General features: G+C 50.8%; 4 protein-coding genes. All 4 read right to left on the reverse strand.

Going from position 1 to position 9758, the window contains the following annotated elements; all coding sequences use genetic code 11:
- Positions 1-4: 4 nt before the first annotated feature.
- Complete coding sequence (locus tag WBG04_RS08455) at positions 5-1153, reverse strand: cysteine desulfurase family protein (protein WP_424313969.1); 1149 nt, start codon at positions 1151-1153, stop codon at positions 5-7.
- Positions 1150-6603, reverse strand: a complete 5454-nt coding sequence (locus WBG04_RS08460) for an FtsK/SpoIIIE domain-containing protein (protein ID WP_424313970.1) — start codon at positions 6601-6603, stop codon at positions 1150-1152. Before WBG04_RS08460 ends, WBG04_RS08455 begins: the two co-directional genes overlap by 4 nt.
- A 25-nt stretch (positions 6604-6628) precedes the next feature.
- The gene (locus tag WBG04_RS08465) at positions 6629-8188 is read right to left on the reverse strand and encodes a hypothetical protein (RefSeq protein ID WP_424313971.1); all 1560 of its coding nucleotides are present in this window, start codon (positions 8186-8188) and stop codon (positions 6629-6631) included.
- A 12-nt stretch (positions 8189-8200) separates the two neighbouring features.
- The coding region (locus WBG04_RS08470; RefSeq protein ID WP_424313972.1) for a hypothetical protein at positions 8201-9758 on the reverse strand (1558 nt) is incomplete at its 5' end.

The following is a 9758-nucleotide window of genomic DNA, read 5'->3' on the forward strand; positions in this document are numbered from 1 at the left end:
GCGCTCACGGTTTTTTTAGAGATTGAGCAAGCGGTTTGAGGACATCAATAAACTCCGAAACCTCATTTTGAGTGGTCTCGTGGCTTAGGGAAATTCTCAGTGCTCCTGAAGCAGATGAGTAGTTGATTCCCATTGCGAGCACGACATGTGACGGTGAGTCGCTACCCGACGTGCAAGCAGACCCAGAGGAAGTGGCGAAGTCAGCTTCTGCCAACCGGTGAATGAGCATCTCTGAGTCGAGATCCTCAAACAACAACAAAGATGTATTGGGAAGACGCCGAGCGCCTCCGCCTAGCACTGTGACACCGAGAGCACAAAGTGCCGCTTCAAGGCTTGATCGAAGGCTCTCAAGACGTCGATCGTCAAGATGCATTGTAGCAATCTCAGCTGCCTTGGCGATGCCTGCAGCGAGAGCGGGATTTTCGGTGCCAGGTCGTGCCCCGCCCTGTTGTCCGCCACCATACAAATACGGCGCGAGGTCGACTCCGGAACGGATGAACAGTGCACCGATGCCCTTGGGACCGTGAAACTTGTGACCTGACAATGAAAGGAAATCGACGTCCCTTAGATTGTCATTGAGACTGAGTGTGATTTTACCAACGGCCTGAGTCGCATCGCTATGGACCAAGCAATCTTGATTGATTTCCTTGGCCAAAGCAGCAGCCTCCGCAACCGGCTGGATTACGCCAGTTTCGTTGTTGGCCAGCATCACCGATACGAGAGCAGTGTCCGGCCTGATGAGATCTCTTAAGGCAGCTAGATCGATAACCCCTTCACAGGAAACCGGTGCTAGGTCTACCTCTACTCGTCCCTCTGTTTCTGCGAGATATGAAGCGACCTGAAGGACGGACGGGTGCTCAATGGCAGAAACTACGAGGTGGCACTTACCTGTTTGGCGCAAGGAATGACGGGCTATGGATTGTAGCACCCAGTTGTTCGATTCCGTCGCACCGGAAGTCAGGATAATTTCTTCCGCAGAACAGTCAATCAACTCAGCCACGCGTTCGCGGGCCTCACTAAGAGGCCTGGCAACATCATAAAGAGCGCCGGCTAATGTGGTTGTATTGAAAAAGGCGGTGCTAAAGTATGGCAACATCGCGTCCAGAATGTCCGGAAGCACTCGGGTCGTGGAGTTGTTGTCGAGGTAAATCATGCCTTATACTGTTTTACCAAACTCCTGACCAACGGTTCCAGGTCAAGGTCAGGATCGGTGAATGGCACCTGAATAGGAACGAACTTGCCTTCCAGTTTTGCTAGCATATGACCTTTTCCTAGAAGCCGTTCGGCTCCTGAATTCTTATCGCCCGTGGCAATTTCAGCGGTCCCCTTATCGGCGACTTTCAGTGTGAGTCGATTGCCGAGCTGCGAGCGCAGCTGCATCGGCATCACCGTATTGTCCGGGCGCTGGAGGCCGAAGGTCATGAAAATCCCTGCCGCTCGACTCTTGATTCCGAGGCTACTCACGCTTTGCGTGATCGATTCTGCATACTCCTTGTCGAGCATCCATTCGGCAAATTCATCCTGAAGGTAAAAAATGGTCGGCAGGTTCTGCCCTGTCTTTTTACGATAGGCGCGAATGTCCTTGCTGCCAGTCTGCTCAAATAGCTTGTACCGAGATTCCATTTCTTCGACCAACTCCTCAAGCAATGCGGCGGACTGCTGCTTATCGGTCACAATGGCTCCACCGCCTGCCTTGAGGTGGGGCAACTCTCTGAGTCCAAAATAGTCCACACCACTTTTGCCGTCTACGAGATGAACATGAGTGTTTTCGGGACTTCGGGTCAAGCCGATGTACAGAAGCATGCTCTGGAGAAGCACTGATTTCCCCGAACCTGTGGCACCTGAAACTAAAGTGTGAGGATCGACGAAAGGATCCAGCATCTGTGGCTTTCCGTCCTCTTCCCTAACACCGATCATCACCGCCTCAGACTCAGCATCAAAATCGGACGATGTTAGGAGAGCTTCGAACACTGGAGCCGTATGAAGCATCTTGCGCTCCGGCCGCGTCACCATGACTGAGACTATGCCCAAGCCGGGCGTTACACGGAGAATATCGATTCCATAGGTTGTGAGAAATTCAGGGGCCGCATCCTCAACCTTTTTAACAGTGAGATCCGGGCCACCCTTGAATGTCACGATAGCAGCGTTGGGGGTGATTACCGGAGGATGGGTTTCGGACACCTTGGACGACATTCCCTTATCACGAAGTGCAGACTTTAGAGCATCCACGACGACTTCCAGCCATTGGCTACCCTCTTTCGATTCACCTGAGAAGCTCTGGCTCCTTTCGGCTAGGATTTCCATAGGGGTTTTGCTGGCTGTTGTTTCAGGCAACTCAGGGGTTTGAATGGAATCCCGGGAATTCGGATCAACAGGAAGTGGATTGCCTGGGTCTGCCGCCGCGGAAATTAATTGGGATTCTTGTGAATTCCCTCCGCCGTTGCACACGTCCACCGGAGTTGTTTGGGGCTCATTGGATTCGGTTAGATCAGGCCCAGTAATTGGTGTCGGCTGAGGATGGGGTTTTCGATCTTGGAGAATGCGGACCGGGGCCTTTCCGAATCCTGTGTGACCATTTCTGAGCCTGAGATTCTTTGTGTCTTCGAACTTGCTGCCTCTGAAGTAGGCAATCAGTGATTTCGTGTCCTGAGCGTTGAAGATCTCCTGTTGGGCAATCACATCTTCGGTGCCCGATACTTCGACGCCAACCGTTGCGATAGCTGTGTCACCATCGTGAATAAAGACGTGGGAGTATCCCCAAACTGAAAAGGAACATTCTCGCTTCCTGACGAAGCCACGCCATTTGCTTGGCGAGTAACTATCTTGCCCTCCGGTGTTGGTCAGTCTCGAGAGAATCATGTCCGAGATTCTAGCAAGCCACAGTCCCTGATCGAGGGGAGGACTCTTCGATGAGAGCGCTCGCGAAATCTGTTTGAGGGTGTCCTTCAACTGCTTCGCCGACTTCTTCTTGTTCTCCGCCAGGCCGAGACTATTGACATATTTAGCCTCGGTTACAATCAGGTCCAAGTGAGGTGAGCCGTCCGCTTTGTATTTGGGGGCGAGAACGAGCAAGTCGGCCAGATGATCACCGCTCGGCTTGCCTAGCCATCTACTAAATTCATCGAGAGAGCACCAGCACACCGGCCTCTGATCACCGATCTCGCTGGTAACTAGGAATTTTGTCAGAACCATACCCAGCAACTCGCTTGTATTGTTGGTTCTTCTGGCGGCCTTGAGAATCAGTCCGCCTGAAATGGCATTGGTGTGATCGATGAACGACTGAGCAAGATCAGTTATGTCGGATTCGCTTGCATCCGGGAGAATAGACAACAAACGCTGATTGAGTGTTACCCGAAGCAGCGTGTCATTCGCCTTGGAAGAGACGATCAGATTTCTTCCGCGACAAACGCTCTGAATGTATCGGATGACTTTGACCTGCTTCTCCTCAAGTAGCCTACGGTCGAGCATTTCATCCTGGCTGACCACCCATACACCGAGCTGATGGCTGTCCTCGACAATCTCCCTAACGGCACCCTCGTCAATGTCGAGATACTTAGCAGGCAAGAGCACCTTCCTGTGTGGCCAGTGAAGCGACTGGTCTCCACCGTTGATCGGAGTGGTGATCGTCTTAATGTAAAGCCAGCCCGCCTCGGTTTGATTGGGGCAGCAAAGCAGTAAGCTCGAATTGTGATTCCCCTCCTCGAAGGGAATTTGACGGTTCCACCTGTGCGAAAACAAATGCTCCGGCAAAGACGTGTGAGCTTCGACGTCTGCAACGATCCAGCTAACCTTGGCTTTGGAAGAGAAAAGATCCTTACAATAGACGATGTCAGCATGAGGAGTTTTCCCTTTCTTTGGTCTCATCTTCACATCTGTTAGAGCACTGATGCTGATTCTGACCTTGGAAAGAAAACCTTCCGACTTACCGAGGACCTGCTCCGACTCAGTCTGAGCGACCAAATTCTTGTAGACGTCCTGCAGGCTGCTACCTTGCTGGTGGGTAAGGATGATTTCACAGTTCATAGGGATGTCTCCCTTTTGGCTGCTGGTCTGATTCCTTTTGTTGAACTGCTCGACAATCCTACTCGCCAGTTCGCGGGACTCGCAGTTGTAGAGTAGGATCGAGAGGTTGTCTTTCTCGTGAGGTTGGAGCCGGAGGTATTCCTCAGCTTCGTTGACGATCGTATTGACCGCCTCAGTGGTGTTATCAGTAGCGACCCTAGCATCCCCGTTCACTCTGGGCTGCTCGTGGAGGGTGTATGCCCCAACACTACTTGTTGCAGTGGTCAGCTTAGCTTCAAGGTCATGCCACACTAGCGATAGCTCAGGATACAAGCTTCCTTCCACAGTCTGCTCTATATCTTCAAAGTGCAGCTTACCTTGCGAGCCGTCAGAGTAGCTTTGCGACTTCGACGAAAGGATCTCAGCGATGGACCCGAAGAGCTGATCCTTTCGAGCCTTCCACGCCTCCAAGCGCAACGGGTGCCATGGGCACACGATAGAAATGGTTGGCCGTTTTGTATTCTCGTCGATTTGAACGGTTCCAATCTGTGAAATGATCTTGGTGAGGAACTTCCGGATCGACTGGTGTTTCAAATTTCCGACCGTTTCCAGCAACACTTTGTAGGTTTCGACCATTGTGGGCACTTGGCCCAGATCGAGTGCGTCCTTCTCGAATGATTGGATTAGCTCGGAGTAGCTTGCATCGAAATCGTCAAACGTTGATGTCAGGAGATCCTTGGCGGCCTCCTCAATGTTTTCTTTCTCAAATTGGTCAGCCAAATAGGCTTTGAAGTCGAATTCAGCAGTGTTGATATTATTCTGGGCCGGCACGAAACTGCCTTCGTTCCTGGCACCGAAGGTTCCATCGAACGTACTGATGTCGGCCAATGAGATTGGCAGAGGCGTTCCTTTTTGACCCACTGTGTCATAGGCGCCGCGACAAATTACAGTTGCGGATGAAAGGATGTTCATTCGATTAGCAATGAGCGCCCGGATGTCTCCACGTTCCCTTTTGAGAACGCTATTGCTTGAAAATTTCCAGATCAGCTGCTTGGAAGAATGCTCAACTTCATTGCCGTTCGTATCGATTTCGCAGAGGACAACTTTGAACTCGAAGCCCTGACGCTTGTTCTTGGTCGATGCGTTGGTCTGCTTCTCTTTCGCAATGCCCTTGTTTTTATCGAGAACTTCATCTGAGTAGAACCGCATCAAGGAGGTGGCATCCTCTCGTTTGGAGAACCGAATCAAACCATTCGAGTGCTTTTCGATGTTGCCAAAGTGTCTTTCAAAAAAGAGGCATGTATCCTTATCGATCCCCTTGAAATCGTTAATCCTAAACTGCCGAACTGCCTCTATTTTAAGATATTTTTGTTCATCCTTACCGGCACCCTTCTGAAAGATTTGCAAACATCGAAGAATCCCGCCGAGGAACTCTGAACATTCGATCTTCTTACCGTAGACCCAATCCTCCCAATCCTTGAACAGCTTTGGTTTGAACGTTTCGATACTTTGATGGTGCTTTTCAAAGAACTCGACATGTTCCGAGGCCAAATTCCCTTCGGTGCGAGGTACTTTTTTGAGGCTATTCAGTAACTGCTCCTCCTCCCTATCTAGGGCTTTGCCGTCGTGCTCCAAAGCAGTGGTCGTAAGCTGAGCAAAGTCGCTTGACGAAGTCGTCTTTTCCTTGATGAAGAGGGTCTTAACCTTGATCCAGTCGTGGTTGAAAAGCAGTTTTTCCGTGTTCTCGCCGCGCCCGTAAGCCTCGATATAGTTCCTGAATGCTTGGATGATTTCGTCGCTGAGCTTCTTAGGATCATCGATCGAGTAGTCTTCCTGAATCGACAGTGACTTGCCGAGTGTTTCGTCATCCAGAGGCTTGAGGTTCCCATCGCGTTTGTCTAGATAGTACGCGTTCCTCCTGTGTTTCTTGAGTTCCCTGCTCCATTGGCTTGTCTGCGTTGTCGCCTTGACTCCATCAAAACAGTTCCGGAACAGAGGGAGACTGATGATCGGCAGGTGTATACCGGCTTGGTGTATAAGCGTGCTGTCCTTGATCCCTGCACTTACTTTCTGAAGATATTCCGCAATGGCGTGCAGCGTGATGTCTCCTTCTTTCAATACTGCTCTGACGAAGGCCGTGAACTCCTTCTGTGATGGCTCCGAAAGGGTGAAGCTTTGCTTACCGAGTAAAACGCCTGACCAGATCTCGCCTGCGACCTCATCGTTGTTCAGGTCGCTCTTTGAAAGGATGTTCTTGTTGCCGAGCGATTCCTTGACGTCTTCCTCGTTTGCGCACGTTATCACCACTTTGCGCTCCCGCTGGATAGCGCGGACGTTCACGGCGGAGTGCTTTGTCAAAAACTGAGGATCAATCCCGGCACCAGGGACTGTAGATTCGGGAAAGAGAATTTTAAGACTTACAAATGAGTTCGCATCCTTCTGCGCGGAATCGATAAACCCCTTCAATTCATGTGGTTTGAAGTAGCTCAAGGCCAGGAACGCACCGTCATGATCGTCCTCAGACAACACCGGAGCAAACTTCGTTTTAGCAATATTGTAGGCTATCTCGCCTATCAGATGTGATGTTGGGTGCTCGGACACTGACTGGCTGGATGGAAAAGGTTTCTTAAATTGCGTCGTTGTACGGATTCTTAACGTAGGTGCAGGCGTCGCTCATTCGTGTAGCCAGCCCGAGTGCCATGAGCCGTCTTGTAAAACGTTCCTTATTTTTTTCGTAGTGGGAGGATTCCACGAATTGTTCAGGAAGGACCCGACTCGCGTGCGTGTCGGAGATAACAACCCGGTATCGGGCAAAGAGCTTTTCCAGTAGTTTGACCTCTTCCACTCGCTCCGGCACATTCGCAAGAACCAAGGCGCGGATGAGGGAGTCGCTGGGTGCGTAGCGAAGCCGATTTGTCCCTTGCTTCGTCGTTAATCCCGCGATCCGCCCAAGACTGGCTAGGGCTGGAATCACATTCCGTTTGCAGGCGACCTTGGCCATGCGAATCACCTCCTTTTTGTATTCTTCGACAGTCTCCTTATTGATGGACTTTTTGAGAGACAGTTCACTACTTAGAAATTCGTCCAGCGAGGCGACCTTGACAGCCTCAGTTTGCTGCTCATCTGCGAGCGTTTCACAAAGACCCTGATTATTCGCGATAAGCTGCTCGCAGTAATTCTCCACCGCCTTAAGGGCCTTGTCCTCATTGTCACGCTTACAGACGCCGGAGTATTGCCGGACCACATCGGACTTTGTATTCATTACCTCGCACACGATTATGGCCGGAGAAGACGTTCCACACCAATGGTTGGAAGTCTCCAGCGCATACAAGTAGAGATTGAAAGCGATAAGATGCTTCATGACATCGAAGACGTCATTCTCAGGCAGTTCGAGCTTCGCAAGATTGAGAAGGTCCTCCGCCAATCGGCTGTAGGCGGGGTGGGAACGATAAGGTAAGTAGGTTCCACCATTCGCATCGTCGAACTGTCCTTGACCACCCGGCAGTAAACCGAGCGTGATATTATCCTTTTGTGAACCGGGCTTGAGATTCTTCGAAAGGTGTGTTGCCAATTCTTCCCTTAGTGACTCATCCGCTCTCGAAAGCATTAAGTAAACTAGTTCACCTGATCTGGTGAACAGAGTTCGATCTCTACCAAATTTGTCGTCAGTAGGCACGTAGAGTGCGGAAGGTCCCATTGGAAAGAGAAGCTGATGTGACCACTTCTTGTTGTTCCCAGGGTTCATCACGCTCCGTCGGACAAGGTGGACGCGATTTACAAAGTCACGAAAATTTGGAAAGCGATCTCTCAGGTAGGAATAGTCGCTTGGATGAGAGCTTTTCGATGATTCCTGAATGTTCTTTAACCATTGGAACCAAGAGTCGTCGTTGGAACCATTGTTCTTTTCGGCAACCTGTTCGAGAGTGGGGTTATGGAATAAAATGATCCGGAGTTCTTTCGCTTTCCGGGCGCGGTATTGAACATCTTGATTGGGCTCGGTCGCGTGTAGAAATTTGCCTTGGCGCAACATGCCGTCGGCCATATTCAAAAACTCTGTTAGTAAGGCGTGAAGTGGCTGCTCCTTGAGACGGTGGCCCCAGATAGCTTCAGAAACCCAGATGTCGCTTTCCTTACCATGGGTCCACGGCTGCAGGTTGTCCTTACGGGTGATTGATTCTTCTTTCATGCCGGGATTGTGCTATTTGAGATTAACGCGTGTTTCCCGGACTGCCCCTGCGTCATCCAGTTCCAGGAGGAGCATGAACTGAGTGTTGGGCTGCAGCTTCAGTGTTCGGATGGCCTTCTGTTTGAGTGCCTGGAAGTTCGAGTAAATTTCCGATGAAAAACTTGTTGGCATCGCTCCCTTTGCGACGCGCATGAGGAACTCGAAGCGCAGCATCGTTAGTTCGAAGGCGAATTTCCGGCCATCGAATTGAAGTACGAATTCGGGTCTATTGTCGAGTTCCCTACCTGTCACTCCGACCGCTTCTTGTCCTGAATATGCGTCAATTTTTTGAATGAGTAAGTCGCTAATTGGGGCGGTCGTAATGTCCAACCCTGTGGCTACATAGACTTGGTGTAGGTCGTTACGAATCAGCAACCCCGTCCAAACACGGTTCAGGCCTGCAACCAACTTGATAATGTTATCCACCTCAATGGGTTTGTTGCTAGCAAGTGGTGTTAGAAATCCTTTGATGAAATGGCCCGCGTGATGAAAAATGCATGTAACCCAAAGGTTGTATGCCTCGAATTCTTGCGGAGATGCGTGGATAAAGATCCGCTTTCTTTCCTCACAAAGTAGGGAGCGAAACGCTCGCACCTCCTCCTCGTCTGCGATTTCGCCCTTTAGATACTTGGCCAAATTTCGGACGAGTTCGGGATCCCTCTGCTTGTGTGGGTCATCTGCAATCAAGTCGTCGTAGACCTCCATAAAATCGGGGTGCTTGTCTCCGAAGATGATCAGCTCGTCGATGTCGTTGGTGGTTTCTTCTCCCACTCTAAGGTCCGCCAAAAATTCATACAGAACGCGTTTTTTCCTCTCCACCTTCGAGAGGTTCAATCCAAAAATGTTCCTATGGAGAGCCGCCTTGTAACGGGTATCTATATTGAAGTTCCTTTCGGCCTCAACGCCGGGCTTAACCAAATTATTGGAAAATCCGGGGTGCCCTAGCAACGAATTGACAAGCAACAGGATGATCGAACGAATGGGGAGGTGATAGCCGCAAGCATCCGCAATTTTTGCCACGCTTAATAGCCGGTCGCGCACAGCATCCGTACTGAGCAGGTGGTAGTTGGCTACCACAGATGAATTGGGGCCGAAAAGCGGTGTGTCTTGTTCAGTTTCGAGACAAGACCACTCTTCTCTGGAAAGTATCCCATCCAGACCAATCCCCATCAGGTGGTCGCTTGGGATGAATGACAGGTTTACCAGTTCAAGATTTGGCAACGCGGTCGATTTCTCCCGCGCCGACGCATGCATGGATAGCAGGTCGTCGAAGAACTCCCGCAGCTGGCTGGAGCAGCTCGCCGGCAGGGCCTTCGCAATTTCATGTAGCTGCCCATCATTGACCGCCATGATGAACGGCGTCCCTCCAGTGCCAGCGGCATACTTTGCCGCGCTCTCTAGCACATCGACATGCTCCGAGATAATAGTGCCATCCTCTTTCTTCCGACGCCATCCTGTAACGTCGTAGATGATTGTCATTTCCTCACTGCCGAACTCCGGCAGAGTAACAAACGACTCGATACAGCTGGAG

This window comes from Haloferula sp. (assembly GCF_049672945.1).
In the GTDB taxonomy this organism is placed as follows: domain Bacteria; phylum Verrucomicrobiota; class Verrucomicrobiia; order Verrucomicrobiales; family Akkermansiaceae; genus Haloferula.

Coding starts and splice junctions, on each gene's coding strand:
- WBG04_RS08455 (WP_424313969.1), bottom strand. CDS start 1,153: ATGATTTACCTCGACAACAACTCCACGACCCGAGTGCTTCCGGACATT.
- WBG04_RS08465 (WP_424313971.1), bottom strand. CDS start 8,188: ATGAAAGAAGAATCAATCACCCGTAAGGACAACCTGCAGCCGTGGACC.